Here is a 25,979-nt window from a genome sequence, read left to right as displayed (position 1 = left end):
CCGCGGACTCACCCGGTGTTCTGCAGCCCCGCCGCGACGCCCGAGACCGACAGCAGCAGCAGGTGCCGCGTGTCGGCGGCATCCTCCTCGGTCAAGCCGTTGTCCCGCAGGGCCCGCAGCGCCCGCAGCTGCAGCAGTGACAGCGCATCGACGTAAGGGCTGCGCATCTTCACGGCACGCTGCAGCACGGGCTTGCCCGCCAGCAGCCCGCTTCCGCCCGTGAGCCGCACGACCCACTCGCGGGTGAGGGTCATCTCGTCCATGACCAGCGCGGCCAGGTCGGGGCGGTCGCCGAGGTCGAGGTACTGCCGCGCGATGCGCGGGTCGGCCTTGGCGAGGCTCATCGCGACGTTGTCGACGAGCGTGCGCAGCAGAGGCCAGCGCTCGTACGCGCCGCGGAGCCGCTCCTCGTCGCCCACGGCCTCGAGCGCCGTCCCCAGCCCGAACCAGCCGGCGAGGTTGATGCGCGCCTGCGTCCACGCGAACACCCACGGGATGGCGCGCAGGTCCTCGAGGGACTCCACCGACAGACCGCGACGGGCCGGACGCGAGCCCAGCGCGAGCAGGCCCACCTCCTCCATCGGGGTGACGGTGGCGAACCACGGGGCGAATCCGGGCGCCTTCACCAGCGAGAAGAAGCGCTCCCGCGACGCCGCGTCCATCGTGCGCGCCACGTCGGCGTACTCTTCGGCGGCGGCGCTGTTGCGCTGCTCGTTCGACGGCGCGGATGCCAGCAGGATCGCCGCGGCCACCTGGTCGATGTGACGCATCGCGATGGCGGGATCGCCATAGCGCGCGAAGATCACCTCGCCCTGCTCGGTGAGCTTGAACCGGCCGTCGACGGAGTGGGGCGGCTGGGCGAGGATGGCCGAGTTCGCGGGGCCTCCGCCGCGGCCCAGGGCTCCGCCGCGGCCGTGGAAGAGGGTGAGCTCGATGTCGTTCTCGCGCGCCCAGGCCGCGATCTTCGCCTGCGCCTCGTACAGGGCGAGGTTGGCGGCGACGGGCCCGACGTCCTTCGACGAGTCGGAGTAGCCGAGCATGACCTCCATGCGCCGCCCGGTCGCTTCGAGCCGCTCGCGGAACTGCGGGTGCTCGACGACCTCGGCCAGGATGCCGGGGGCGGCCTGAAGGTCGGCGAACGTCTCGAAGAGGGGGATGACGTCGAGCACCGGCGGGGTGCCGCCCGGGCCGACGGCGAACCGGGCCAGGCGGTGCACGGCGAGGAGGTCCTCGGCCGACCGGGTGAACGAGACGATGTAGCGACCCGCAGCGCGGGCGCCGTAGCGCTGCTGCACGAAGGCCACCGCACGGAAGGTGTCGAGCACCTCCTCGGAAAGGTCGCTGCGCGCCCCGCCGGCCTCGAGCTCGGCGAGCACGCGGGCGTGCACGTCGGAGTGCTGGCGCACCTCGAGCTCGGCCAGATGGAAGCCGTAGGTCTCGACCTGCCAGATGAGCTGCTGCAGGGCCCCATACGCCTGCCGCGCGGCGCGGCCCTGCACGAGGGAATCCTGGATGACCCGCAGATCGGCGAGCAGCTCCTCGGGATCGGCGTAGGCGAGGTCGGCGTTGCGGGCGCCGGTGGCCGCGATCCGCCGGGCGATCAGCAGCAGCACCCGCCGGTGCGGCTCGTTGGGGGAGCGCTTGGCGATCTCAGCCGCCGCGTCTTCGTCGCCCGCGCGCAGCCGGTGCCACAGGGCGATCAGCTCGTCGCTCGGAGGCGTCGTCGTGGCATCCAGGGTGAGCGCGCGGCCGATGCGGCTGGCGGCACGCTCGAGACCGAGCAGCACGTGCTCGCTGGCGATGGCGGCGGCACGGCGGGTGACGGCCGCGGTCACGAACGGGTTGCCGTCGCGGTCGCCGCCGACCCAGGTGCCCAGCCGGACGAAGGGCGCCACGAGCGGGGGCCGGCTGCCGGCGAGGGGGCCCTGCAGCGCGTCGTCGACCCGGCGGTAGACCTGCGGCACGGTGGTGAACAGGGTCTCGTCGAACACCGCCATGACCGAGCGCACCTCGTCGGTGGGCGACGGCTTCTCGGGGCGCAGGGGCGCGGTGCGCCACAGCGTGTCGATCTCCTCGAGCATGCGGCCCTCGACCCGGGTGCGGTCGGCGCCCTCCGGGGCGGTCGTGTCGTGCTCCACCAGCAGATCCGCCAGGCGACGGATTCCCGTGGACACCGCGCGTCGGCGGGCCTCGGTCGGGTGGGCGGTGAACACGGGGTGGAAGCGCAGCGCCTGCAGCCGTGTCAGGGCGACGTCGTCGCCGACCTCCTCCGACAGCCGGGTGAAAGCCGCAGCGACCGTGTCCACCGGTGCGGCGTCGGGGTCGGCGGCGCGCTCGCGCAGCGTGCGCACGCGCTGGTGCTCCTCGGCCAGGTTCACGAGGTGGAAGTAGCAGGTGAAGGCACGCGCGACTTCTTCGGCCCGCGTGAGCGTGAACCCGTCGGCGATGGCCGCGGCGCGGGCGGCTGCGGCATCCGACTCGTCGGTGTAGGCGTGGATCGTCGCGGTGCGCAGCCGCTCGACGTCGTCGAACAGCCCGGGGGAGCCGCTCTCGCGCAGCACATCGCCCAGCAAACCGCCCAGCAGGCGCACGTCGGCGCGCATCTGCTCGGGTAGTTCCTGACCGGCTTCGAAGCGGCCGACCAGATCGATGGCCTCGGTGGGGGTGACATCACGCATGGGTTCAACGCTAACGCGAGCCCGCGGTCGCGTTTCGCTTCGCTACGATGGGCGGCGGTGCGCCGGGAAGTCTGGTCGGCTCGTCCTCGGGACTCGAGGGCGGAGCTGCTGACTCCGACCCCTGGAGGTCCTATGTCCCTGTTGCGCTCGGCGCGCTTCCCCGCCGTCATCCTGCTCGCGGCCGCCATCGCCGCCCTGGTCATCGCGAACACGCCCCTCGGCGGTGCCGTCCTCGAACTCAAGGAGACACACCTCGGCATCCCGGGGGTGTTCGAGCTGTCGGTGGGGCACTGGGTGCAGGACGGACTGCTGGCGGTCTTCTTCTTCGTCGTCGCGGTCGAGCTGCAGTTCGAGCTGACCAACGGCGAGCTCAACTCCGCGCGCAAGGCGCTGCAGCCGGCCATCGCCGCCGCCGGCGGCGTTCTGGTGCCGATCGGCGTGTTCCTGATGTTCGCGGGCGGCTCCGACGTCGCCGCCGGCTGGCCCATCCCCACCGCCACCGACATCGCCTTCGCGCTCGGGGTGCTCGCCGTCTTCGGCAAGGGACTGCCGTCGGGCATCCGCATCTTCCTGCTGGCGCTGGCGATCCTCGACGACATCGTCGGGATCGTCTTCATCGCCGTGCTGTTCACCACCGACGTCAACATCGGGCTGTTGGCCGTCGCGATGCTCGTGGTCATCCTCTTCGGCGTGCTCAGTCGCAGGCTCGACACCCGGGCCCGCGTGCCGATCGCCGTCATCCTGGTGATCCTCGGCATCGCGACGTGGGTGCTGGTCTACCTCTCGGGGGTGCACGCCACCCTCGCCGGGGTCGCACTGGGACTGGCGATGGCCCAGCGCCCGGCGCTGCGTGCCCGGCACGCGCTCGAGCCGTGGGTCAACGGCATCGTGCTGCCGCTGTTCGCCTTCTCGGCCGCCCTGGTGGTCATTCCGCAGGTGTCGCCGGCGGAGCTGTCTCCGGCCTTCTGGGGCGTCGTGGTGGGCCTGCCGGTGGGAAAGCTGATCGGCATCACCGTGTTCGGGTGGCTCTCGCTGCGCATCGGCAACCGGGGGGCCGCGCCCCATCTGTCGCTGCGGGACCTGCTGGCCGCGGGGTCGCTCGGCGGCATCGGGTTCACGGTGTCGCTGCTGCTGTCGGAGCTGGCGTTCGTCGGCGATCCTCTCGTGCGCGACGAGGCCACGCTCGGCGTGCTCGCCGGCTCGGGCATCTCGCTCATCGTCGCCGCGCTGCTGGTCTCGGAGCGCGCGCGCCACTATCGGCGACTCGCCCGGTCGCAGGCGGAGCGCGAGCAGGCGCCGGAACCGCCTTCGCCCACCGGCGGTCAGCTGAACTGAGCGGCACAATGGTGCGGGTGAGCACATCGCAGACCGAGCCTCCCGCCGACGCCCTGCGCGCAGCCGCCGACACCATGCACGCGGTGCGCGAGCGGTGCGTGTGGACCCAGCAGATCGACCACCGCGCGCTCGTGCCCTACCTCGTCGAGGAGGCCGCCGAACTGGTGGATGCCGTCGAGGCGGGGTCCCGAGCCGACCTGCGGGAGGAGCTGGGCGACCTGCTCTGGCAGGTGCTGTTCCACGCCGAGGTCGCCGCCGGCGATCCCGACGACCCGTTCGACATCGACGACGTCGCCGGCGACCTCACCGAGAAGATGGTGCGCCGGCATCCGCACGTCTTCGCCGGGGAGATCGCCACCACTCCCGAGCAGGTGCTCGTGCACTGGAACGCCGCCAAGGCAGCCGAGAAGCACGCCCGCACCAGTGTGCTCGATGGGGTGTCACGGCACATGCCGTCGCTCGCCCTCGCGCAGAAGCTGCTGGGCAAGTCGGCGGCCGTCGGTGTCGCGCCCGCGGGCGCTGCCGCGTCGCCGGGATCCGCCCCGACCGACGAGGCGGCGCTCGGCGACGCCCTGTTGGTGCTGGTGGCGACGGCCCGCGCGAACGGGTGGGACGCCGAGCGGGCGCTGCGCGAGCGCCTGCGGGTTCTCGAGGGCGAGATCCGTGCGGCGGAGCAGACGCCGGGATCCTGAGAGAATCATTCCGTGGCATCCGTCAATCCGCCGCGCGGCATGCGCGACTTCCTCCCCGCAGACAAGACCCGTCGCGAGCGCGTGCTCGCCGTGATCCGCGAGCGCTACCGCGCGCACGGGTTCGACGAGATCGAGACCCCGGTGATGGAGGAGTACTCGCGCCTGCATGCCGGCATCGGCGGCGACAACGAGAAGCTCGCCTTCAACATCCTCAAGCGCGGGCTGGATGCCGACGCGGTGCGCGCCGCGGCCGAGCAGCCGTCGCTCGACGTCGCGGCGCTGGCCGACCTCGGCCTGCGCTACGACCTCACCGTGCCGTTGGCGCGCTTCTACGCCAGCCACCGCGCCGAGCTGCCGAGCGTCTTCCGCTCGATCCAGATCGCCCCGGTGTGGCGCGCGGAACGCCCGCAGAAGGGCCGCTACCGCCAGTTCGTGCAGTGCGACATCGACATCATCGGCGACGCTTCGGCACGCGCCGAGGCGGAGCTCATCGTGGCGAGCCTCGACGCCCTCGACGCGCTCGGTCTCGAGGGCGGCTCCATCCGCATCAACGACCGCCGACTGCTGGACGCCATGCTCGATGTCTTCGGCTTCGCCGCCGACGAGCGCCCCGGCGTGCTCATCACGATCGACAAGCTCGACAAGATCGGCCCGGCGGGCGTCGCCGCGGAGCTGCGCGAGCGCGGCGCGACCGGCGCGGCCGTCGACGCGTTCGAGCAGTTCCTGGCGGGTGTGGCCGGCGGCGGAGACGGGCCCTTCGGCGAGGACCAGATCCGCGCCTCGCTGCCCGAGGGCGTTCCGGACGAGATCATCGCGCACCTCGTCGGCCTGGGGGAGACGGTCGCTGCGGCACGCGGCGCCGGCGGGGAGATCCCGCTCGTGTTCGACCCCTTCCTCGTGCGGGGCATGGGTTACTACACCGGCACCATCTTCGAGCTCGCCCACCCGAGCGTGACCTATTCGCTGGGTGGCGGCGGCCGCTACGACGGGATGATCGGTCGGTTCCTCGGCCAGGAGGTGCCCGCCGTCGGGTTCTCGATCGGATTCGAGCGCATCGTCGACCTGCTGTCGGCATCCGTCGCCGCGGACGCGGCGAGCGTGGTGCTCGTCCATGATCGGGATGTGCCGGTGGCCGAGCTGCTCGCGCACAAGGCGGCCTTCGTGGCATCCGGCACGCGGGTGCGCCTGGAGCAGCGGACCAAGAACCTCAAGGGACTGCTCGAGCGCGCGGCGAACGACGGCTACACCGCCTTCGCGACCGTGTCGGCCGGTGCCGCCCCGGGCGAGGTCGAGGTCAAGCCGCTCGGCTGACGCCATCCCGCCGACGCGGGCCAATGTCAAGAATCGGTTGACAGCTTCACGATGTCAACGATACCTTGACGCTATGAAGCAGATCAGCAATCGAGCGTCCGCCGCCATCGCACGGGTCAAGTGGGTCGCCATCGCAGGCATGCTCGCGGGGGCGGTGCTGCTGCTCGTCGCCATCGCGCTGGAGTGGCGCGGATTCTGGGGCGGGGCGGCGCAGGGCGCCGGCATCGGCCTGATCGCCGTGGGCGCGTACTTCTGGGGCTTGGGTGACGGCATCCGCCGCGCCGTGCCGCAGGCGGCCTGGCTTCCCAGTCGGGACGACCGGGCGTGAGCGAGCTGGCCGACGCCGTCGGCCGGGCGGTGCTCGCAGCCGCGCAGGTCGACGACACGTCCGACATCGGGCTGCCGGAGCACCTCGCCCTCATCGGCGCCGCCGCGCGGGCGGAGGGGGAGGCCCGGGCGATCCTGCAGCGGTCGGTCGCCGCGGCCCGCGCCGGGGGAGCGAGCTGGGCGGCGATCGGTGCTGAGCTGGGGATGTCGCGCCAGGCCGCGCAGCAGCGTTTCGGCGCCGTGGTCGAGGCCAGCGCGGCGGCACCCGCCTCCGACACGGAACGGTGGCTCGGTCCCGTCACCGCGTTCGACGAGATGGCCGAGCTCGACGCCGCCGGGCGGATGGGCTGGCGCACCGTCGAGGTGGGCATGCTCTCGCACCGCATGCGTCGCACCGACACGCAGTGGGAGCACCGCCGCCTCTTCTGGCGTTCCTCGCTCGCGGCCGAGGAGCGCGACGGCTGGGAGATCGGATGCCGGGCCTTCCCCTGGCTCTACCTCGTGCGCGACCGGGGCATCCCGCCGGAGTCGCCGTGATCGGTCAGCCGCTCGCCGACGCGGTCACCCGCCGCTTCTCGCGCACGTAGACCTCGCGGCGCACGCGTGCGACGACATCGCCCGCGGCATCCCTGATCTCGGTCTCGAACCACTCGAGCACCTTCGCCCCGCCCCGGGCGCGCTCGCGCAGCTCTTGCGCCTTCTCCTTCGGAACCTCGAAGTGCGCCGTCAGCACACCGCGCCCGGGCTTGAGGAACTCGATCTCGCCCCGGGTGTCCCAGACGACGTGATCGCGACCGAGCTGGTGCATGACCAGCATGAAGAAGTACGGGTCGGTCATCGCCGAAAGCGACCCGCCGAAGGCCGTCTTCACGTAGTTGCGGGTGAACACGTTCACGTGCAGCTCGACCGTGGCACTGGTCCAGTCCGGCGCGAAGCGGCGCACGCGGATGCCGCTGAACAGGTTCGGCGCCCACAGGCTCATGCCGATGGACAGGCGTCGGGGTGTGATGCGCATGAGTGGGAATTGTGGCCTATGCGCACAGGTTTCGCACATCCTCGGTGGATCCGCACAATCGTTATTGTTCTAGTTCTCCTAGAATAGGGCCATGCTCATCAGGATCGGTCCGCGCGCGGACGCACCGCTTTTCGCGCAGATCGCCGCCTCGGTGCGCGCGGAGATCGCGACGGGTCGGGTGCGCGCCGGAGAGCGGCTGCCGTCGGCGAAGCAGATCGCGCCGTCGCTCGGGGTGAACCTGCACACCGTGCTGCACGCCTACCAGCAGCTGCGCGACGAAGGTCTCATCGAGCTGCGGCGGGGGAGGGGCGCCGTCGTGACGGACGCCGCGACGCGCGTGGTCGAGCTGCGCGCGGAGCTGGCCGCCCTGGTCGCCCGCGCCGCCGACGCCGGCATCGCCCCCGACACGCTCGCCGCGCTGATCGCCGACCTGGCCCCCGCGTCCACCGTCCGCGTCCCGCACACCCAGGAAAGGCCGACACCGTGACACGACGCCCTGTCGACGCCCGCCGACGCTTCATCATCGTCGCCCTCATCGCCCCGATCGCCCTCGCGCTCGTCGCAGCGGTCCTGCAGCTCGTGATGCTGCCGAACCTCGATGCCACCGTCGCGGTCCACTGGGGTTTCCGCGGCACGCCCGACGGGTTCGGGCCGGCGTGGTCGTTCCCGGTGCTGACGGCCGCCCTGGGCGTCGGCCTGCCGGCGCTGCTGTCCGGCACGGCCCTGGCATCCGATCGTGCTGCTGCCCGCCGGGTGGGGCGACCGGCGGCTCCGACTGCGAATAGCCGATTCGTCGCCGCGATGGTGCTCGCCACGGTGGCGTTCCTCAGCGTCCTGTCGACAGTGCTCGTCGCGGCGCAGGCCACGGGCCCCGGTCAGGCGACGGCAGGGGCAGGCCTGCCCCTGCTGGCTGCCGCGGTCGCGGGGCTGGCGTGCGGGCTGGCCGGCTGGTGGGTGCAGCCGCGCGAGACCGCGCCGCCGGTCGAGGGCGAGGCCGCCCATGCACTCGACCTGCGTGACGAGGAGAGCGCCGTCTGGGTGCGTACCGCGATGGTGGCCGGGCTGCCGTTGGCTCTGCTGGTCGGCGCGGCGCTGTTCACCGTCGGGCTCGGCGTGGTGCTGCTGCTGACCGGTGACGGCGCGGCGGGGTGGATCACGCTCGCGTCCGGCGCCGTCGTGACTCTGCTCGTGGCCACGGGCACGGCCTATCGCGTGGTCGTGGACTCTCGTGGGCTGACGGTGCGGGCGTTCGCCGGGGTGCCGCGCTGGCGCCTGGACCCCCGCGGCATCCGTGATGTCGCCGTGGTCTCCGTGAACCCGACCGCGGACTTCGGCGGCTGGGGGTGGCGCTGGCGACCGGGCGCGTTCGGCGTGATCACCCGCGCCGGTGAGGCGATCCAGGTCACGCGACGCGACGGCAGACGGTTCGTGATCACGGTCGACGATGCCGAGACCGGCGCCGCGGTGCTGCAGGCCATCGTCGAGCGGGCGCGCACGGCGCGGCCGCCCCTCTGACGTGCTCCCGGGGTTGACCGGGTGGCGAGCCGTTCGCGAGGGTGGACGGCATGACCGAACCCACCCCGGAGGCCTGGAGCCGCGTCGACCGCTACTTCGCCGAGACCCTCGTCGGCCACGACACCGCACTGGAAGAGGCCATCGCCCACCAGAACAGCGCCGGCCTGCCGGCCATCGAGGTCGCGCCCGTCAACGGCAAGCTCCTGCATCTGCTCGCCCGCATGAGCGGCGCGCGCCGCGTGCTGGAGATCGGCACGCTCGGCGGCTACTCCACCATCTGGCTCGCCCGCGGCATCCCTGCAGATGGTCGGATCATCACGATCGAGGCCGAGCCGGACAATGCCGCCGTCGCGCGGGCCAACCTCGACCGCGCCGGGGTGGGCGGCAAGGTCGAGATCCTCATCGGTCGCGCCGCCGACGTGCTCCCCACCCTGGCCGGGCAGGAGCCGTTCGACTTCGTCTTCATCGACGCCGACAAGGAATCCAACACGCTCTATCTCGACTGGGCTGCGCGGCTGGGTCATCCGGGCACCGTCGTCGTCGTCGACAACGTGGGCCGTGGCGGCCGCGTGGCCGATCCGGACACCACCGACGAGCAGGTGATCGGCACCCAGCGCGGCCTCGAGCAGCTCGGGAGCGACCCGCGCTTCGACGCGACCGCCATCCAGACACTCGACGCCAAAGGGTGGGACGGCATCGCCGTCGCCCTCGTCGTCTAGCCATTCCCACGGCCGGTGGCCTGTGGCGGTGCCGCGGTCGTCAGTAGAGTGGGGAACAACGGACCGACGACGTTCCCGAGATCCACCCTCCACAACAAAGGAGTCATCCGTGGCACTGATCGAGGCTGTAGGCGCGCGAGAAATTCTGGATTCGCGCGGCAATCCCACCGTCGAAGTGGAGGTGCTGCTCGACGACGGAATCGTCCAGCGTGCGGCCGTCCCCTCCGGCGCATCCACCGGCGCATTCGAGGCGTACGAGCTGCGCGACGGCGACAAGAGCCGCTACGGCGGCAAGGGCGTGCTGAAGGCCGTCAACGCCGTCATCGACGAGCTCGGCCCGGCCGTGGAGGGCATCGACGCGAGCGAGCAGCGCATCGTCGACGAGATCCTCATCGCCACCGACGGCACCGAGAACAAGTCGCGCACCGGCGCCAACGCCATCCTCGGCGTGAGCCTGGCGGTCGCCAAGGCTGCGGCCGACAGCTCGGACCTGCCGCTGTTCCGCTACCTCGGCGGACCCAACGCGCACGTTCTGCCCGTTCCGCTGTTCAACGTCATCAACGGCGGCGAGCACGCAGACAACGGCATCGACATGCAGGAGTTCTTCCTCGCGCCCATCGGCGCCGAGACCTTCGCCGAGTCGCTGCGCTGGGGTGCCGAGGTCTACCAGGTGCTCAAGAGCGAGCTGAAGGCCGCCGGCTACGCCACGGGCCTGGGCGACGAGGGCGGCTTCGCCCCCGACCTGCCGAGCAACCGCGAGGGCCTGGAGTTCCTGGTCCGCGCGATCGAGAAGGCCGGCTTCACGCCCGGCGCCGACATCGCGCTCGGCCTCGACGTGGCCGCCACCGAGTTCTTCAACGACGGGGTGTACCGCCTCGACAACAAGGACTGGACGGCCGCCGAGCTCACCGAGTACTACGTCGGTCTCGTGAACGACTTCCCGATCGTCACGATCGAGGACGCGCTCGCCGAGGACGACTGGGACAACTGGACCGCCCTCACCGAGCAGCTCGGCCGCAAGGTGCAGCTGGTCGGGGACGACCTGTTCGTCACCAACCCGGCGCGCCTGGCCGACGGCATCGCCCGCGGTGCCGCCAACTCGCTGCTGGTGAAGGTCAACCAGATCGGCACGCTGTCGGAGACGCTCGACGCCATCGACCTCGCCCACCGCTCCGGCTACACCACGATGCTCTCCCACCGCTCCGGCGAGACCGAGGACACCACCATCGCCGACCTCGCGGTCGCCGTGGGCTCCGGTCAGATCAAGAGCGGCGCGCCCGCGCGCAGCGAGCGCGTGGCGAAATACAATCAGCTTCTGCGCATCGAAGAGGAGCTCGGCGACGCCGCGACGTTCGCCGGCCGTTCCGCCTTCCCCCGTTTCAAGGGATAAGCGCACGACGCAGACCGAATGAGAGGGGGAGCCGTGGCGAGACTGACGGCTCCCTCTTCTCGTTCCCGCGAGGTCGACGTGCGGCAGTGGCTGGGCGGCATCCGCCTGTCGGGCTTCATGCTCATCATGCTGGGGCTGGTGGTGCTGGCCGCCTTCGTGCTGGTCCCCACGTTCGGCATGTACCTCGAGCAGCGCCAGCAGATCGCGGGCCTCGAGCGCGCGGTGACGCTGGGGGAGCAGGAGGTCGCCGAACTGGAGGCATCCCGCGACCGCTGGGGCGACCCGGCCTACATCACGACGCAGGCGCGCGAACGGCTGTACTACACGCATCCCGGCGAAGTGGTGTTCCTGGTGGACAACGACCTCCCCGCCGTCGAGCTCCCGCAGGAGCAGGCACCCGTGAGCTCCGAGGTCGAGGAGACCGAGAGTGACTGGATGACCCGGCTCATCCGCTCCATCACGACGGCAGGTGTCACCGAGACCGTCACATACGAGATCGGCGTCCCCGACGCTCCGCAGGATCAGCCCGCCCCGTGACGGGCGTTGTCCAGGAGCGCGCGATAACCTGATGAGGTGACCACCCCGCCGTTCGACCCTGCCGACGACGACGATCTCGCGGTGCTCCGCGAGCAGCTGGGACGACCGGCCCGCGGGGTGCTCGGCATCGCCGCGCGCTGCGTGTGCGGCAACCCCACCGTCGTCGCCACGGCGCCGCGCCTGCCCGACGGCACCCCGTTCCCGACGTTCTACTACCTGACGCACCCGGGCGCCACCGCGGCGATGTCGACGCTGGAGGCCACCCAGGTGATGCGCGAGCTCTCCGACGAGCTGGCCGCCGACGCCGACCTCGCCGCCGCGTACGCCCGGGCACACGAGGCGTATCTGCGCGACCGCGCACCCTACGGCGACGTGCCCGAGATCGCCGGCATCTCCGCGGGGGGCATGCCCACGCGCGTGAAGTGCCTGCACGCCCTCGCCGGCCATGCCCTGGCCGCGGGACCGGGGGTCAACCCGATCGGCGACCGGGCGCTGGAGATGTCCGAGTGGTCGCCCGAGCGGTGCACGTGCGCTCACCCGGGAGGGCCCACGCCATGAACGGCCGCCTCGCCGCGGCCGCAGTGGTGCTGGCGACGTCCGGGATGCTCGGCGCCGTGCCGACGGCCACGCCCACCCCGACGCCGACTCCCGACATCCAGGCCGATCCGGTGCGCACGGCGCAGTACTGGCTCGATGACTACGGCATCCGCGACGCGTGGCAGACGACCCGGGGGGCCGGCACCCGCATCGCGGTGATCGACACCGGCATCGCGCGGGGACCGGTGGAACTGGGCGGCGTGGTGGACGGCGCCGACTTCTCCGGCCTCGGCTCGGCAGACGGGCGCACACCGGTCGGTGCGGTGGATGCCGCGCACGGCAGCCTCGTCGCCTCGCTCGCCGCCGGGCGGGGGACGGGCCCCGACGCCGGCGTCATCGGCGTGGCGCCCGAGGCGCAGCTGCTGTCGCTGTCGCTGTCGTTCGGCGCGGCGGCCGCGACGCCCTTCACCGACCAGGTCGCCGATGCGATGCGGTGGGCGGTGGATCACGATGCCGACGTGATCAACCTGTCGTTCACCACCAACACCCTCGACTGGCCGCAGAGCTGGGACGACGCGTTCCTGTATGCGGCCGAGAACGACGTCGTGGTGATCGTCGCGGCGGGAAACCGGGGGAGCGGCACCGACCGCGTCGGCGCGCCCGCCACCATTCCCGGGGTGCTCTCCGTCGGCGGCGTCGACCGCACCGGCACTGCCAGCATCGAGGCGTCCACCCAGGGCATCACGATCGGCGTCTCCGCCCCCAGCGAGGACCTGCTGGGCGTCTCCCCCGAGGGTGACGTGGTGATGTGGAACGGCACGAGCGGCGCGGCGCCCATCGTCGCCGGCATCGCCGCGCTGGTGCGAGCGGCCCACCCCGACCTCGACGCGGCGAACGTCATCAACCGCATCGTGCGCACGGCGTCGCCGGCGGCGGGCGCGTCGTCGGTGCCCGACCCGCTCTACGGCTACGGGCTCGTCGACGCCGCAGCCGCGGTCTCGGCCCCTGTCGCGGCGGTGCAGGCCAACCCGATGGGGAACCTCAGTGACTGGATCCGCATCTACCGGCGAGCGGATGCCGCGCCCGTTCCCGAGCCGACGGCGCAGCCGGTGGAGGTCCCGTCGCTCCCCGCCGCCGACCCGGTCTCCCGCCCGGCATCCCCGCTGCTGCCGTCGGAGGAATCGCTTATCTACGGCTCGCTTCCGCTGGCCGTGACCACCCTGGCCGGTATACTGGTGGCGCTCGGTGTCACCGCTGCTGCCCGGCGCATCCGATCGGCGCGCACGTACCGCGCGTCGAGCCGCCCAATCTAGGAGTTCTCTTCCCGTGACCAGCATCGTGCCTCGGATCCTCATCGTCGGCGGAGGCTACGCGGGCTTCTACACCGCATGGAAGCTCGAGAAGCATCTGCGCAAGGGCGAAGCGGAGGTCACGATCGTTGACCCGCTGCCGTACATGACGTACCAGCCCTTCCTCCCCGAGGTCGCCGCAGGCGAGATCGAGGCCCGGCACGTCGTGGTCGGCCTGCGTCGCCACCTCAAGCGCACCCGCGTCGTCACCGCCAAGGTGACCGGCATCGACCACGCGAACAAGGTCGCCACCATCACGCCCGCCGTGGGTGAGCCCTGGCAGCAGGAGTACGACCAGATCGTCGTCACCGCCGGCGCCGTCTCGCGCACCTTCCCGATCCCCGGCATCGCCGAGAACGCGATCGGTCTGAAGAGCGTCGAAGAGGCCGTCGCGATCCGCGACCGCATCCTCACCAACTTCGACCTCGCCGCCAACCTGCCCGCCGGTCCCGAGCGCGACCGCCTGCTGACCGTCGTCGTCGTCGGTGGTGGGTTCGCCGGCATCGAGGTGTTCGCGGAGATGCGGGCGCTGGCCTCGTCGCTGCTGAAGAACTACCCGCAGCTGACCTTCGAGGACACGCACTTCCACCTCATCGAGGCGATGGGGCGCATCATGCCCGAGGTGTCGCTGAAGACGAGCGAGTGGGTGCTGAAGGACCTCGCCAAGCGGGGCGCCAACGTGCACCTGGACACGCAGGTCAAGGGTGCCGTCGACGGCAACGTCGAGCTGTCCACGGGCGAGGTGATCCCCACCGACCTGATCGTGTGGACCGCCGGCGTCATGGCCAACCCGACCGTCGTGCGCGGCAGCGACCTGCCCGTCGAGGAGCGCGGCCGCATCCGCACCCGTCCCGACCTGCGGGTCGGCACCGAGGACGAGATCGTCGAGGGGGCCTGGGCCGCCGGTGACATCTCGGCCGTCCCCGACCTCACCGGCAAGGGCGTCGGCGGCTACTGCGTGCCCAACGCCCAGCACGCCGTGCGTCAGGCCAAGCTGCTGGCGAAGAACCTGACCGCCGTGCTGCGTGGCGAGCTCCCCTCGGAGTACATCCACCACAACCTCGGTGCCGTCGCCGGCCTGGGGCTGTACAACGGTGTGTTCCAGTCGGGCAACATCGCCCTCAAGGGACTCATCGCGTGGTTCGCGCACCGCGGCTACCACGGCATGGCCATGCCGTCGTGGGAGCGCAAGTGGCGGGTCATCGGCGACTGGTGGCACAACTTCTGGCTCAACCGCGACAACGTGTCGCTGCAGGCCGTGCAGAACCCGCGCTACGTCTTCGAGGAGTTCGCCGCCCGGCCGCGTCCGGCTCAGCCCGCGGCGGCCCCGGAGTCGCCGGCGATCGACCCGAAGTCGGTCGTCGCCGAGGACGCCGGCAAGTCTCCGGAGTCCGCACCCGCCGCACGCTGACCGGCGTGCCGACGGCGCCACGCTAATGTGGGGCGGCGGTGCTGACCGCGCCGCGCCCCCGTAGCCCAATGGCAGAGGCAGGCGACTTAAAATCGCTTCAGTGTGGGTTCGAGTCCCACCGGGGGTACCCCGACGTCGGCCCTAGGCTGTCCTCGTGCTCGACCTGATCTCCGCCGCCCCCGACCGCGCCACCGCCCGTGGGGGCGCAGCCGGTCATTGGGAGTCGATGACGGCGGCGATCGCCGGTCTGTCCGGTCCCGTCGCCGCGATCAGCATCCCCGCGCTGCGGGCCAACACGCTGGACCTCGTCGTGCGCGCCGGCGGGGTGCCGATCCGGGTGGCCAGCAAGTCGGTGCGCGTTCGCGCGGTGCAGGATGCCGTGCAGCGCGTTCACGGCTATCGCGGCATCCTCGCGTTCACCCTGCCCGAGGCGCTGTGGCTCGCGGAGACCTGCGACGACGTGGTGATGGGCTACCCGACCGCCGACCGTTCCGCGCTGGCCCGGCTCGCCGGCGATGAGGAGGCGGCCCGCCGCGTGACGCTGATGGTCGACGATCCCGCGCAGCTCGACCTGATCGACGCCGTGGTCGCGCCCGGGCGACGTCCCCCGCTGCGCGTCGCGCTCGACGTGGACGCGTCGTGGCAGGCGACCGGCCTCGGCCACGTGGGCGTGCGGCGTTCGCCGGTGCACCACCCGGGCGAGGCGGCCGCCCTGGCGAGAGAGGTGGCGGGACGGGCCGGTTTCCGCCTCGTGGGGCTGATGATGTACGAGGCCCAGATCGCCGGGCAGCCCGACGCCGCCGGGGCGGGTGACGCGGTGATCCGCTGGATGCAGCGTCGTTCGGGCCGCGAACTGCGCGACCGCCGCGGTGCGGTGGTCGCGGCCGTGCAGGACATGGCCGTGCTGGAATTCGTCAACGGCGGTGGCACGGGCTCGCTGGAGTACACCGCGGCAGACCAGGCCGTCACCGAGGTGACGGCGGGCAGCGGGCTGCTGGCGGGCCATCTCTTCGACGGGTACCGGGCCTTCGCTCCGGCTCCGGCGGCCGCGTTCGCGCTGGAGGTCGTGCGCAAGCCCGCCCCCGACATCGTCACGGTGCTCGGCGGCGGGTGGATCGCCTCGGGCCCCGCGCTCGCGTCGCGCCAGCCCGCCCCGGTGTGGCCGGCCGGGCTGCGCACGCTCGCCCGGGAAGGGGCGGGGGAGGTGCAGACCCCGCTGCAGGGCGAAGCCGCACGCACGATGGCGGTGGGCGACCGGGTCTGGTTCCGTCACGCCAAGAGCGGGGAGCTCGCGGAGCGCGTCGACAGCTACCACCTCGTCGACGGCGACCGGGTGGTCGGCGAGGTGCCGACCTACCGTGGCGAGGGCAGGGCGTTCCTGTGACCCGTCCGGGAGGCACGTGGCAGAACTGGGGCCGTTCGGCGCGGGTGCGCCCGCAGCGCGTGGAGCGGCCGGCCACGGTCGCCGCCGTCCGCCGCGCCGTGCAGTCCGCCGCTCGCCGGGGGCTGCAGGTGAAGGCGGTCGGCTCCGGGCACAGCTTCTCGCCCATCGCGGTGGCCCCCGGCGTGCTGCTCGATCTCGGGGCGCTCACCGGACTGGTGTCGGTGGACGGCGATCGCGCGCGGGCGACGCTGCGGGCGGGAACGCCCCTGCACCGCATCCCGCGCCTGCTGGCATCCGCGGGCCTGGCGATGGCCAATCTCGGTGACATCGACCGGCAGACCATCGCCGGCGCCATCTCCACCGGCACCCACGGCACCGGTGCGCGCTTCGGCGGCCTGGCGACGCAGGTCGTGGGTGCGACCCTCGTCACCGCGGACGGGGAGCTGCTGACGGTCGACCAGACGCACGAGCCCGAGCTGCTGCCGGCCGTCGCGCTGGGGCTGGGGGCACTCGGCATCCTGGTGGAGGTCACCCTGCAGTGCGTGCCGACTTTTCTGCTTCACGCCGTGGAGCGGCCCGAGCCGCTCGAGCTGGTCGCCGCCGACCTGCCGGGGCGGCTGGAGGCGGCGGATCACGTGGAGTTCTACTGGTTCCCCGGCACCGATCGGGCGCTCACGAAGACGAACGTGCGGCTCCCCGGCTCGGCGCCGCGCCGGCCGCTTCCCGGCCTGGGGCGATGGGTGGACGAGTCTCTGCTGGCCAACGGCCTGTACCGGGCCACCTGCGCCGCCGGCGCCGCCGTCCCGGCCCTCGTGCCGCCGGTGAATCGCCTGGCCACCCGGCTCACCGGCGACCGGGAGTACACCGACGTGGCGCCGGACGTGTTCACCCAGCGGCGCACCGTGCGCTTCCGAGAGATGGAGTACGCCGTGCCGGTCGATCGGCTCGGCGCGGCTTTCGCCGACGTGCGCGCCCTCGTCGCCGATCGCCGGTGGCGTATCTCCTTTCCCGTGGAGGTGCGCATCGCCGCGGGCGACGACCTGTGGCTGTCCACGGCGTCGGGTCGCCCCACGGGGTACATCGCGGTGCACCGCTACTGGCGGGAGGATCCCGCGGAGTACTTCGAGGCTGCCGAGGAGATCATGCTGCGCCATGACGGGCGGCCCCACTGGGGCAAGATGCACGGGCTGGATGCCGCGCGCCTGCGCGAGCGCTACCCGCATTTCGACGACTTCATCGCGCTCCGCGACCGCCTCGATCCGGCACGCATGCTGAGCAACCCCTATCTCGACCGCGTGCTCGGTGGGTAACGGCTGGGAGTGCGCAGGCTGGTCCTGTCGGGCCTCAAGCGCTCCCTTAGGATGTAGACACACTCGGAGGGGAGTCAGGTACACATGTGGGAATGGCTTATCCCGGTATTGATCGTCGTGGCGCTGGTCGTCATCGTCGGTGTGTACCTGTGGGCGACGTACAACTCGCTGGTCTCGCTGAACGTGCGCGTCGACGAGGCCTGGAGCGACATCACGGTGCAGCTGAAGCGCCGCGCCGATCTGCTGCCCAACCTCATCGAGGCGGTGAAGGGCTACGCCGCGCATGAGAAGGCGGTGTTCGAGAACGTCACGAGGGCCCGCGCAGAGACGCTGTCGGCCACCGGACCCGCAGACGCGGGCGTGGCCGAGGGGCACATGCAGCAGGCGCTGAAGTCCCTGTTCGCCGTGGCCGAGGCCTACCCCCAGCTGCAGGCCAGCCAGAACTTCCTGCACCTGCAGCAGTCGATCGTCGACACCGAGGACAAGATCCAGGCCTCGCGCCGGTTCTACAACGGCGGCGTGCGCGAACTGAACACGAAGATCCGCGTGTTCCCCAACAACCTCTTCGCCCGCAACCTCGGGTTCCACGAGCGCGAGTTCTTCGAGGTCCTCGACGGCGCCGCGATCGCGGAGCCGCCGCGGGTTCAGTTTTGACCTCAGGGCGCGGATGCCGCAGCGCCCCGCCCTGTCCCGACGCGACCGCGCCCCGCTGAGCTGAGACGTCGTGTACTCCGCCATCGCCCGCAACAAGCGCAACACCTGGTTCATCCTGATCGGGTTCGTGCTGGCGATCGGGGCGGTGGGCGTGCTCGCCGGCTGGCTCGCCGGCAACAACTGGTGGATCACCGCGTTCGTGCTCGTGTTCGCGGTCGGGTACGCCACGGTGCAGTACTTCGCCGCCGACCGCGAGGCGCTCGCCCTGTCGGGTGCGGTGGAGGTCTCGGCGACCGACGCGCCGCGCTTTCACCGCCTCGTCGAGAACCTCTGCATCACCACGGGAACGCCCATGCCGAGGCTCTACGTCGTCGAGGACCCGGCGCCGAACGCCTTCGCGACGGGGCGCACGCCCGAGCAAGCCGCGATCACGGTGACCACCGGGCTGTTCGAGCTGCTCACGGACCGTGAGCTCGAGGGCGTGCTCGCGCATGAACTCGCCCACATCCGCAACTACGACATCCGCGTCTCACTCGTGGTGTTCGGCCTGGTCGTGGCGGTGGGGGCGCTGGCCGACCTGGTGCTGCGCATGGCCTTCTTCGGCGGCGGCCGGCGCGGCGGCAACAATCAGTCCCAGTTGATCTTCCTGCTCTTCGGCATCGTCGCCGCCCTCGTCGCCCCGCTCGTGGCCGCGGTCGTGCAGGCGTCGATCTCGCGGCAGCGGGAGTACCTCGCCGATGCCACCGGGGCGCTCACGACGCGCGATCCGGAAGGGCTGGCATCCGCGCTGGAGAAGATCGGCACCGCCGCACAGCCGCTGCAGCGCGCCAACACGTCGATGGCCCACCTGTGGCTGGCCGACCCGCTTCCCTCCGGGGGCGTCGCGCGCCTGTTCGCCACCCACCCGCCCCTGCCGGATCGCATCGAGCGCCTGGAGACCATCGGCGGACGGTTCTGAGATGCCCGGGCCGGTGCGGCTGTCGCGTCGCGACGCACGCCGGCTGGCGGTGCGCGCCCAGCTGCTGAGCGAGCCGCGCCCGGCGGGCATCGTCGAGGTGGCGTACGCCCTCACGGTGGTGCCGGTCGATCCGACGGCGGCGATCATGCCCAGCGCCGACCACATCCTGTACAGCCGCCTGGGCTGGCCCTACCTGCCGGCCGACCTGCGGCAGGCGGTGGAGGGCGACCGGGATCTGTTCGAGTGGGACGGCTCGTACCGCCTGATGTCCGACCTGCCGCTGTACCGGGCGATCATGGCGCCGCGGCCGGAGTACCCGCGCACACGGGAGTGGTTCACCGCCAACGACGGCTTCCGCCGCGAGGTGCTCGACCGCCTCCGCGCAGAGGGCCCGCTGCACGCCGCGGAGATCCCCGACAGCGCGCAGGAATCGTGGCAGTCGACGGGCTGGACCCACAGCCGCAACACCACGCAGATGCTCGAGATCCTCCTCGCCCGAGGCGACGTGGCCGTGTGGGGGCGCGACGCGAAGGGACGACTGTTCGACATCGCGGAGAGGGTGTACCCCGGTGACCTCCCCGACGTCGCCGAGGCCGATGCCGCACGGGAGCTGGCCGAGCGGCGCCTGGCCGCGCAGGGGATCGTGCGCGCGAAGGGGGCCGACGCCCAGGTCGGTGTCGCCGCCGTCGTCGAGGACACCGAGGGGACGTGGCGGGTGGATGCCGAGGCGCTCGAGGACCCCGCGGCGTTCGCCGGGCGCACGGTGCTGGTCTCGCCGCTGGATGCGCTCGTCGCCGACCGGAGCAGGCTGCAGACCCTGTTCGGGTACGAATACCTGCTGGAGATGTACAAACCGGCATCCGCGCGACGGTGGGGCTACTTCGCGCTGCCGATCCTGCACGGCGACCGGTTCGTCGGCAAGCTCGATGCGCGGGCCGACCGACGCGCCGGCGTGCTGCGGGTCAACGCGGTGCACGAGGACGACGGCTTCGACGACCGGGCGCGTGCGGCCGTGACGACCGAGATCGAGGCGCTGGCGTCCTGGCTGGGACTGGAGCTGCAGGGCTGGGGCTGACGCGGGATCAGAACAGCTGCAGCAGCATCTCATCGCCGTCGAAACGCACGGCTCCGCGCAGCGTCCAGTCGTCGTCGCGGTAGGTGAACGACGCGACGCCGCCGCCGGGCAGAGTGCCGGTCGCCGTGGCGACCACCTGGCCGCCGGTCGCGAGGAACGACAGCGCATCGGCGTCGAGGGACAGCTGGGGGGAGGACTGCACCTTCACCACGACCTCGGTCAGCGTCGCGAGGTCGGCCGCCCATGGCACGTGCAGACCGCAGTCCTCGGGGAGCGCAGCGCGGGAGCCCTCGCACGTCCGCGCGTAGGCGTCGAGTTGCGGCTGGGCGAGCGTGGCGGCATCGGGGGACAGGGTGGCGTCGATCGTCGCTGCCGGTGCATCGTCGGCGAGCACGCTCACCTGCGCCTGGCCGTCGAGGAAGCGCGCGGGCGCCGCGTGCAGGGTGTACCCGCCGGGGAGCAGCCGCACTTCGCCGTCCGGCGAGAGGGGAAGCACCACGTCGCCGACAGCGACGGCGGTGCCCAGGGACACTGCCACGTCCACGGTGATGAGCGCGCCGGAGTCGAGCCGCCATGCGCCGTCGTCGGCGCGCAGCGCGAAGCCGAGCGTCCCCGAGGTGTCGCCGAGCCGAACGTCCGCCGTGTAGGACGCGACGTCGTCGTGCGTCGTTCGGGAGATGATCTCGGCGCCCTCGACGCGGGCATCGGCGTCGGCGAACGCATCGAGCGCAGCGGCCGCGTCGGCATCATCGGGCAGCAGCGACTGCAGCGCGGCGACGTCCCCCGTCTGCAGGGCGTCGAGGTAGGCGAGGGCGGCGTCGTCGGCGTCACCCGGTCGCGTGAGCGTCCAGACCAGCGCGCCGACGGCGACCGCCGCGGCGGCGGATGCCGCGACGACCCCGATGACCGTTCCCCGCTTCATCCCGTCACCGTGGCGGCGGCGTCGGTCGCCGCACCGTCCGGGCTGCCCGCCGATGCGGGCGTGGCGGCCGCAGGCTCCGTCTGCCGGTCGTGCCGCTCGGCGTCGCCGAGGGCGCCGGCGACCTCGTCGGCCGCGTCACCCCAGCGGCCGACGGAGATGCTCTCGAGTCCCTGCCACCGCGCAGCGGCACGCAATTCGTCGGCGAGTCGCTCCGCAGCCCGCGCGGGCCGCCCCGGCTCCCACCAGGCCGACTGCACGAGCAGGGTCGATCGGGCGCGGTCGGCCTTGAGATCCACCCGGCCGACGACGTCGTCGCCGATGAGGACCGGCAGCGAGTAGTAGCCGTGGCGGCGCTCGGCCGCGGGGGTGTAGATCTCGATGCGGTAGGTGAAGTCGAACAGGCGCTCGGCGCGGTCGCGAAACCACACCAGCGGGTCGAACGGCGTGAGCACCGCGGCCGCGTCGATGCGGCGGGGGAGCGCGGCATCCCGATGCAGCCAGGCCTTCGCCGGGCGCCCCGCCGCCTGCCAGCCCTCCACCGTCACCGGGCGCAGGATGCCGGCGTCGGCGAGCTCACCCACCGCCTGCATCACCGCTGCGCGGTCGCGGATGCGCCAGTAGTCCGCGAGGTCGGAAGCGGTGGCCACCCCGTACGCCGCGGCCGCGCGCCCGACGAGCTCGCGGATCGCCTCGTCGCGGGCGACGGGGGTGCGCGCGGCCTCGGGGATGACGTCGGCGGCGAGGCCGTAGCGCCGCTCGAAGCCACGCCGCCCGGCGATGGCGACCTCGCCGAAGAGGAACAGATACTCCAGTGCGCTCTTCACCACGTCCCAGTCCCACCACGGGCCTCGCCCGCCCACCCGTGACGCGTGGTCGATCTGCGCGGCGCGCAGCGGCCCGCGCGCGGCCAGTTGCGCGCGCACCTCATCGACGACGTCGCCGTGCGCGCGGAACCATTCCGCATCGCGGCGCAGGTACCGTTCGCGCATCGCCTCGTGGCGGAAGGCGAACAGCCCCCAATCGGACGTCGGGATGAAGGAGGCCATGTGCGCCCACGACTCGGTGTAGCGGCCGCCGCGGGAGAACAGCAGTCGATCGAGCAGCGCCGGGTCGTAGGGTCCGAGGCGGGAGAACAGCGGCAGATAGTGCGATCGGGCGAACACGTTCACCGAGTCGATCTGCAGCGTCGCCATGCGCGCGAGGGCGAGGTTCAGCTGACGGGTGCCCACCGTGCCCGGGCGGGGCCGTGCGAAGCCCTGCGCGGCGAGGGCGATGCGACGCGCTTCGGCGCGGCTGAGATCGCGCGGGCGCTGCAGGCCGGTGGCGGTGGTCACGGCCGCGAGCCTACCCAACCCCACCGACGCTGCTCTCGCGCGCGGTCATGCGGGCGGGAACGAGCGCCCCGCGACTCTAGAATGTCGTGATGAGTGCCTCCGACGACAAGCCGCGCAGCGCGTTCTTCGACGCCGTGCGTCGTCGCAGCGCCCCGAGCGAGGTCGCGGCCGTCGTGCCGCATCCGCTGCGGGTCGCGACCGCGTATGCGTGGCGGTTCCTCGTGCTGGCGGCCGCGATCGGCGTGGCCATCTGGCTCGTCATCCAGCTGAAGCTGCTCGTCATCCCGCTGCTGGTCGCGATCCTCGTCACCGCACTCGTGTGGCCCGGCTTCTCGCTCATGCTGCGCTACCGGTTCCCGCGGTGGCTGGCGATCGTCATCTCGGTGGTCGGCACGATCGCCGTGATCACCGGTCTGGTGTGGCTGGCTGTCTGGCAGATCACCCGCGATCTCGGCTCCGTGCAGGGGCGTACCTCTGCCGCTCTGAGCGAGTTCCGGCAGTACCTCATCGACGGTCCGCTGCACCTGACCGCGCAGCAGATCGACGGTCTGCTCGATCAGGGCTGGACGCTGATGGAGCAGCAGGCGGAGCTGCTGCTGTCGGGCGCCCTGGCCATCGGCAGCACGGTGGGCCATGTCGCGACCGGAACGCTGCTGGCGATCTTCATCCTGCTGTGCATCCTCGCCGATGGCGCCGGCATCTGGCGCTGGACGGTGCGGCTGTTCCCCGAGCGCGCCCGCGCCGCCATCGACGGCGCCGGCCGCACCGGCTGGCTCACCGTCATCAACTACGCGCGCACGCAGCTGCTGGTCGCCACGATCGACGCCATCGGCATCGGCCTGGGGGCATTCCTGCTGGGCGTGCCGCTGGCGATCCCCATCGCCGTGCTGGTGTTCCTCGGCGCGTTCGTGCCGTTCGTGGGCGCCGTGCTCACCGGCGCCGTCGCCGTCTTCCTGGCCCTCGTCTACAACGGCCCCTGGATCGCGTTCTGGATGCTGATCGTCGTGCTCGGCGTGCAGCAGCTGGAGGGCCATGTGCTGCAGCCGCTCCTCATGGGCTCCGCGGTGAAGGTGCACCCCCTTGCGGTCGTGCTGGTCGTCGCGGGCGGCGCCATGGTCGGCGGCATCCCCGGGGCGCTGTTCGCCGTGCCGCTGGCGGCATTCGTCAACGTCGTCTGGATCTACCTGGCCCGACGCGGCTGGGAGACGGGGAAGCCCCCGCGCCCCGACGATCTCATCTGGAGCACTGTGCCCCGCGACTGGAGGAACCCCGCGTGACCACCCCCACCCTGGCGGAGTTCGAGGATGCCGCCGAGGCGCTGCGCGGCGTGATCGTGCGCACCCCGATGGAGGACTCCGAGCATCTCAGCGATCTGCTCGGCGCCCCCGTGCATCTCAAACTGGAGAACCTGCAGCGCACCGGATCGTTCAAGATCCGCGGCGCCACGTACCGACTTTCCCGGCTGACCGCCGACGAGCGGGCACGCGGTGTCGTCGCGGCGTCGGCCGGCAACCACGCGCAGGGCGTCGCCTTGGCGGCGCAGAAGCTCGGCATCCCCGCCACGATCTTCATGCCGCTGGGCGTGCCCGTCCCGAAGCTCCTGGCCACCCGCGGGTACGGCGCGGAGGTGATCCTCGAGGGCGACACCGTCGAGACGCCGCTGCGCCTGGCAGCCGAGTTCGCCGAGCGCACCGGCGCGGTGCTGATCCATCCCTTCGACCACCGCGACGTCATCATCGGGCAGGGAACGCTGGGCCTGGAGCTGTGGGATGAGATCGACGACCTCGACACCGTCATCGTCAGCATCGGCGGGGGAGGGCTCATCGCCGGCGTCGCCGCCGCGGTGAAGGCCCGCGCCGCCGCGGAGGGCCGCACGGTGCGCGTCGTGGGAGTGCAGGCGGAGAACTCCGCGGCCTACCCCTCGTCGCTCGAGGCGGGCGAGCCGCTCGCGGTGACGACGCTGCCGACCATCGCCGACGGCATCGCCGTCGCACGACCCGGGGACGTGCCGTTCCGGATCATCAGCGAGCTGGTGGACGAGGTCGTCACCGTCAGCGACGATGACATCGCCCGCGCGCTCCTGGTGCTGCTCGAGCGCGCCAAGCAGGTCGTCGAGCCGGCGGGCGCCGCCGGCGTGGCGGCGATCCTCGCCGGCAAGGTGCAGGCGACAGGCCCCACGGCCGTCGTGCTCTCCGGCGGCAACATCGACCCGCTGCTGCTGCAGCGCGTGGTCGCGCACGGTCTCGCCGCCTCCGGGCGCTACATGACCCTGCAGATCCCGCTGCCCGACCGCCCCGGCCAGCTGGCGCGGGTGTCGGAGCTGCTCGCGATCGCCGGAGCGAACGTGATCGAGGTGCTGCACACGCGGCACGGCCAGGGGCTGCAGATCAGCGAGGTGATCCTGCAGCTGAGCGTGGAGACGCGGGGCGCGGAGCACCGCGCGCTGGTGATCCAGACGCTGACGGATGCCGGCTACGCGCCGGCCATCGTCAAGGACTGAGCCGGGTCACTGACCGTTGTAGGTCTCGACCTTGACGATCTCGACGGGGATCGCGCGTCCGTTGGGCGCGGTGTACGACGTCGAGTCGCCCTCCTTCAGCCCCAGGATCGCCGTGCCGAGCGGGGAGGCCTCGCTGTACACGTCGAGCTCGGAACCCGCCGCGATCTCGCGATTGCCCAGGAGGAAGACCTCTTCGCCGCCGGCGACGACGGCGGTGATGACGGTGCCGGGCTCGACGACCCCCGTGGACTCGGGAGCGGTGCCGACCTTGGCGTTCTTCAGCAGATGCTGCAGTGTGCGGATGCGCGCCTCCTGCTTGCCCTGCTCGTCCTTGGCGGCGTGGTAGCCGCCGTTCTCCTTGAGGTCGCCCTCTTCACGGGCGGCCTCGATGCGCTTGGCGATCTCTTCGCGCCCGGTGGTGGACAGGTGCTCGAGCTCCGTGACCAGGCGGTCGTAAGCGTCCTGCGTGAGGAAGGTCTCGGGGGCGTCGGTGGACACGACGGTCTCCTTCGTGGGTGAGTGCGAGGCAGTAAGCCAAACGCCCCGGCGAGAGCCGGGGCGCGATGCGTTCACGTCAGACTACGCGACCCAGCAGGAGTTCACCAAACCTGTCGTCGCTGGCGCGAGCGTCGGAATGGTCTCGGTGAAGGCCCGCATCTGCCCGCCTTCCAGGGGGAGCTCGACCACGCGCCAGCCGACGACGCCGTGCTCCTCGTCCTGCGCCTCCAGCGCGCACGCGACCGTGGAGTCCGTCGGAGCGACGATCTGGAACGTCACGGTCACGGTGCGGTCGTCGACGACGGCGTAGCCGGTGGCATCCACGTCGATGGCGGCGAGACTGGTCGCCACGGTCGACCATCCGAGGGCGACGGTGGCGACGACGGCCACCGCGCCGACGACGATCCACCACACGCGCGTGAGGCGGCGCGAGGTGCGTCGGCCGTAGCGCTCGTCGAGGAACTGCTGCGTCGTCATGGGTGTCTCCGGGAGATTAGGCTTGATTCCAGGTTAGGCGCTGCGGCGCGG

General features: G+C 72.0%; 26 protein-coding genes and 1 tRNA gene. 21 read left to right on the top strand and 6 right to left on the bottom strand.

All coding sequences use genetic code 11. The features are described from left to right. Window positions 1–8: 8 nt before the first annotated feature. Window positions 9–2,678 carry a phosphoenolpyruvate carboxylase gene (locus tag NQ165_RS04070; protein WP_257531525.1) on the bottom strand — a complete coding sequence of 890 codons (2,670 nt, stop codon included), beginning with the start codon at window positions 2,676–2,678 and terminating at the stop codon, window positions 9–11. A 132-nt stretch (window positions 2,679–2,810) separates the two neighbouring features. Between NQ165_RS04070 and NQ165_RS04065 the strand changes: the two genes are divergently transcribed. The 5 genes from NQ165_RS04065 (at window position 2,811) to NQ165_RS04045 (ending at window position 6,880) form a co-directional block, all read left to right on the top strand. Next, window positions 2,811–4,013 (top strand): Na+/H+ antiporter NhaA, encoded by a 1,203-nt coding sequence (locus NQ165_RS04065; protein ID WP_257531523.1) that lies wholly within the window; start codon window positions 2,811–2,813, stop codon window positions 4,011–4,013. 74 nt (window positions 4,014–4,087) lie between these two features. After that, a complete protein-coding gene (locus NQ165_RS04060; RefSeq protein ID WP_257531771.1) occupies window positions 4,088–4,705 on the top strand; it encodes a MazG nucleotide pyrophosphohydrolase domain-containing protein in 618 nt (205 codons plus the stop codon). A 39-nt stretch (window positions 4,706–4,744) separates the two neighbouring features. Further along, window positions 4,745–6,016 (top strand): histidine--tRNA ligase, encoded by a 1,272-nt coding sequence (gene hisS, locus NQ165_RS04055; protein ID WP_257531769.1) that lies wholly within the window; start codon window positions 4,745–4,747, stop codon window positions 6,014–6,016. A gap of 73 nt (window positions 6,017–6,089) precedes the next feature. Further along, complete coding sequence (locus NQ165_RS04050; protein ID WP_257531520.1) at window positions 6,090–6,344, top strand: hypothetical protein; 255 nt, start codon at window positions 6,090–6,092, stop codon at window positions 6,342–6,344. Beyond that, window positions 6,341–6,880: a hypothetical protein gene (locus NQ165_RS04045; protein WP_257531519.1), complete on the top strand. Its 540-nt coding sequence runs from the start codon at window positions 6,341–6,343 to the stop codon at window positions 6,878–6,880. Before NQ165_RS04050 ends, NQ165_RS04045 begins: the two co-directional genes overlap by 4 nt. A gap of 4 nt (window positions 6,881–6,884) precedes the next feature. Here NQ165_RS04045 and NQ165_RS04040 read toward each other — a convergent pair whose 3' ends face one another. Then, on the bottom strand, window positions 6,885–7,358 hold the full coding sequence (locus NQ165_RS04040) for a DUF4442 domain-containing protein (RefSeq protein WP_257531517.1): 474 nt from the start codon (window positions 7,356–7,358) through the stop codon (window positions 6,885–6,887). Window positions 7,359–7,449: 91 nt separating this feature from the next. Between NQ165_RS04040 and NQ165_RS04035 the strand changes: the two genes are divergently transcribed. From NQ165_RS04035 to NQ165_RS03970, 14 genes are all read left to right on the top strand, one after another. After that, window positions 7,450–7,845: a GntR family transcriptional regulator gene (locus tag NQ165_RS04035; RefSeq protein ID WP_257531515.1), complete on the top strand. Its 396-nt coding sequence runs from the start codon at window positions 7,450–7,452 to the stop codon at window positions 7,843–7,845. Further along, entirely contained in the window at window positions 7,842–8,873 is a 1,032-nt protein-coding gene (locus NQ165_RS04030) for a DUF1648 domain-containing protein (RefSeq protein ID WP_257531513.1), read from the top strand. The genes NQ165_RS04035 and NQ165_RS04030 overlap by 4 nt, the downstream gene beginning before the upstream one ends. Before the next feature lie 50 nt (window positions 8,874–8,923). Then, the gene (locus tag NQ165_RS04025; RefSeq protein WP_257531510.1) at window positions 8,924–9,592 is read left to right on the top strand and encodes an O-methyltransferase; all 669 of its coding nucleotides are present in this window, start codon (window positions 8,924–8,926) and stop codon (window positions 9,590–9,592) included. Window positions 9,593–9,701: 109 nt separating this feature from the next. Continuing rightward, window positions 9,702–10,982: a phosphopyruvate hydratase gene (eno, locus tag NQ165_RS04020; protein ID WP_257531508.1), complete on the top strand. Its 1,281-nt coding sequence runs from the start codon at window positions 9,702–9,704 to the stop codon at window positions 10,980–10,982. A 33-nt stretch (window positions 10,983–11,015) separates the two neighbouring features. Further along, entirely contained in the window at window positions 11,016–11,519 is a 504-nt protein-coding gene (locus NQ165_RS04015; protein WP_257531506.1) for a septum formation initiator family protein, read from the top strand. A gap of 36 nt (window positions 11,520–11,555) precedes the next feature. Then, entirely contained in the window at window positions 11,556–12,077 is a 522-nt protein-coding gene (locus tag NQ165_RS04010) for a DUF501 domain-containing protein (RefSeq protein WP_257531503.1), read from the top strand. After that, window positions 12,074–13,369, top strand: a complete 1,296-nt coding sequence (locus tag NQ165_RS04005; RefSeq protein ID WP_257531501.1) for a S8 family serine peptidase — start codon at window positions 12,074–12,076, stop codon at window positions 13,367–13,369. Before NQ165_RS04010 ends, NQ165_RS04005 begins: the two co-directional genes overlap by 4 nt. Before the next feature lie 25 nt (window positions 13,370–13,394). After that, a complete protein-coding gene (locus NQ165_RS04000) occupies window positions 13,395–14,816 on the top strand; it encodes an NAD(P)/FAD-dependent oxidoreductase (protein WP_257531766.1) in 1,422 nt (473 codons plus the stop codon). A gap of 54 nt (window positions 14,817–14,870) precedes the next feature. Continuing rightward, window positions 14,871–14,943, top strand: a tRNA-Leu gene (locus NQ165_RS03995). 27 nt (window positions 14,944–14,970) lie between these two features. Then, entirely contained in the window at window positions 14,971–16,200 is a 1,230-nt protein-coding gene (locus NQ165_RS03990; RefSeq protein ID WP_374940922.1) for an alanine racemase, read from the top strand. Then, window positions 16,197–17,510 carry a D-arabinono-1,4-lactone oxidase gene (locus NQ165_RS03985; RefSeq protein WP_257531499.1) on the top strand — a complete coding sequence of 438 codons (1,314 nt, stop codon included), beginning with the start codon at window positions 16,197–16,199 and terminating at the stop codon, window positions 17,508–17,510. Before NQ165_RS03990 ends, NQ165_RS03985 begins: the two co-directional genes overlap by 4 nt. Before the next feature lie 84 nt (window positions 17,511–17,594). Further along, a complete protein-coding gene (locus NQ165_RS03980; protein ID WP_257531496.1) occupies window positions 17,595–18,164 on the top strand; it encodes a LemA family protein in 570 nt (189 codons plus the stop codon). Between the two features lie 70 nt (window positions 18,165–18,234). Further along, window positions 18,235–19,122: a M48 family metalloprotease gene (locus tag NQ165_RS03975; protein ID WP_257531494.1), complete on the top strand. Its 888-nt coding sequence runs from the start codon at window positions 18,235–18,237 to the stop codon at window positions 19,120–19,122. 1 nt (window position 19,123) lies between these two features. Next, window positions 19,124–20,197: a DNA glycosylase AlkZ-like family protein gene (locus NQ165_RS03970; protein WP_257531492.1), complete on the top strand. Its 1,074-nt coding sequence runs from the start codon at window positions 19,124–19,126 to the stop codon at window positions 20,195–20,197. A gap of 7 nt (window positions 20,198–20,204) precedes the next feature. Here NQ165_RS03970 and NQ165_RS03965 read toward each other — a convergent pair whose 3' ends face one another. Then, the gene (locus NQ165_RS03965) at window positions 20,205–21,119 is read right to left on the bottom strand and encodes a hypothetical protein (RefSeq protein ID WP_257531490.1); all 915 of its coding nucleotides are present in this window, start codon (window positions 21,117–21,119) and stop codon (window positions 20,205–20,207) included. Further along, on the bottom strand, window positions 21,116–22,453 hold the full coding sequence (locus NQ165_RS03960; RefSeq protein ID WP_257531488.1) for a winged helix-turn-helix domain-containing protein: 1,338 nt from the start codon (window positions 22,451–22,453) through the stop codon (window positions 21,116–21,118). Before NQ165_RS03960 ends, NQ165_RS03965 begins: the two co-directional genes overlap by 4 nt. A gap of 89 nt (window positions 22,454–22,542) precedes the next feature. Here NQ165_RS03960 and NQ165_RS03955 point away from each other — a divergent pair, with 89 nt between their 5' ends. Both NQ165_RS03955 and ilvA read left to right on the top strand, forming a co-directional pair. Beyond that, the gene (locus NQ165_RS03955) at window positions 22,543–23,730 is read left to right on the top strand and encodes an AI-2E family transporter (protein WP_257531487.1); all 1,188 of its coding nucleotides are present in this window, start codon (window positions 22,543–22,545) and stop codon (window positions 23,728–23,730) included. Beyond that, window positions 23,727–24,953 carry a threonine ammonia-lyase gene (gene ilvA, locus NQ165_RS03950; protein WP_257531485.1) on the top strand — a complete coding sequence of 409 codons (1,227 nt, stop codon included), beginning with the start codon at window positions 23,727–23,729 and terminating at the stop codon, window positions 24,951–24,953. Before NQ165_RS03955 ends, ilvA begins: the two co-directional genes overlap by 4 nt. A 6-nt stretch (window positions 24,954–24,959) precedes the next feature. On the opposite strand, the gene greA is transcribed toward ilvA, so the two are convergent. Continuing rightward, window positions 24,960–25,451, bottom strand: coding sequence for a transcription elongation factor GreA (greA, locus tag NQ165_RS03945; protein ID WP_257531482.1), 492 nt, complete (start codon window positions 25,449–25,451; stop codon window positions 24,960–24,962). An 81-nt stretch (window positions 25,452–25,532) separates the two neighbouring features. Continuing rightward, a complete protein-coding gene (locus NQ165_RS03940) occupies window positions 25,533–25,928 on the bottom strand; it encodes a DUF4307 domain-containing protein (RefSeq protein WP_257531480.1) in 396 nt (131 codons plus the stop codon). Window positions 25,929–25,979: the final 51 nt, after the last annotated feature.

The organism is Microbacterium sp. zg.Y1084 (genome assembly GCF_024623595.1).
In the GTDB taxonomy this organism is placed as follows: domain Bacteria; phylum Actinomycetota; class Actinomycetes; order Actinomycetales; family Microbacteriaceae; genus Microbacterium; species Microbacterium wangruii.
This window is presented reverse-complemented; position numbering and strand designations above follow the sequence as displayed.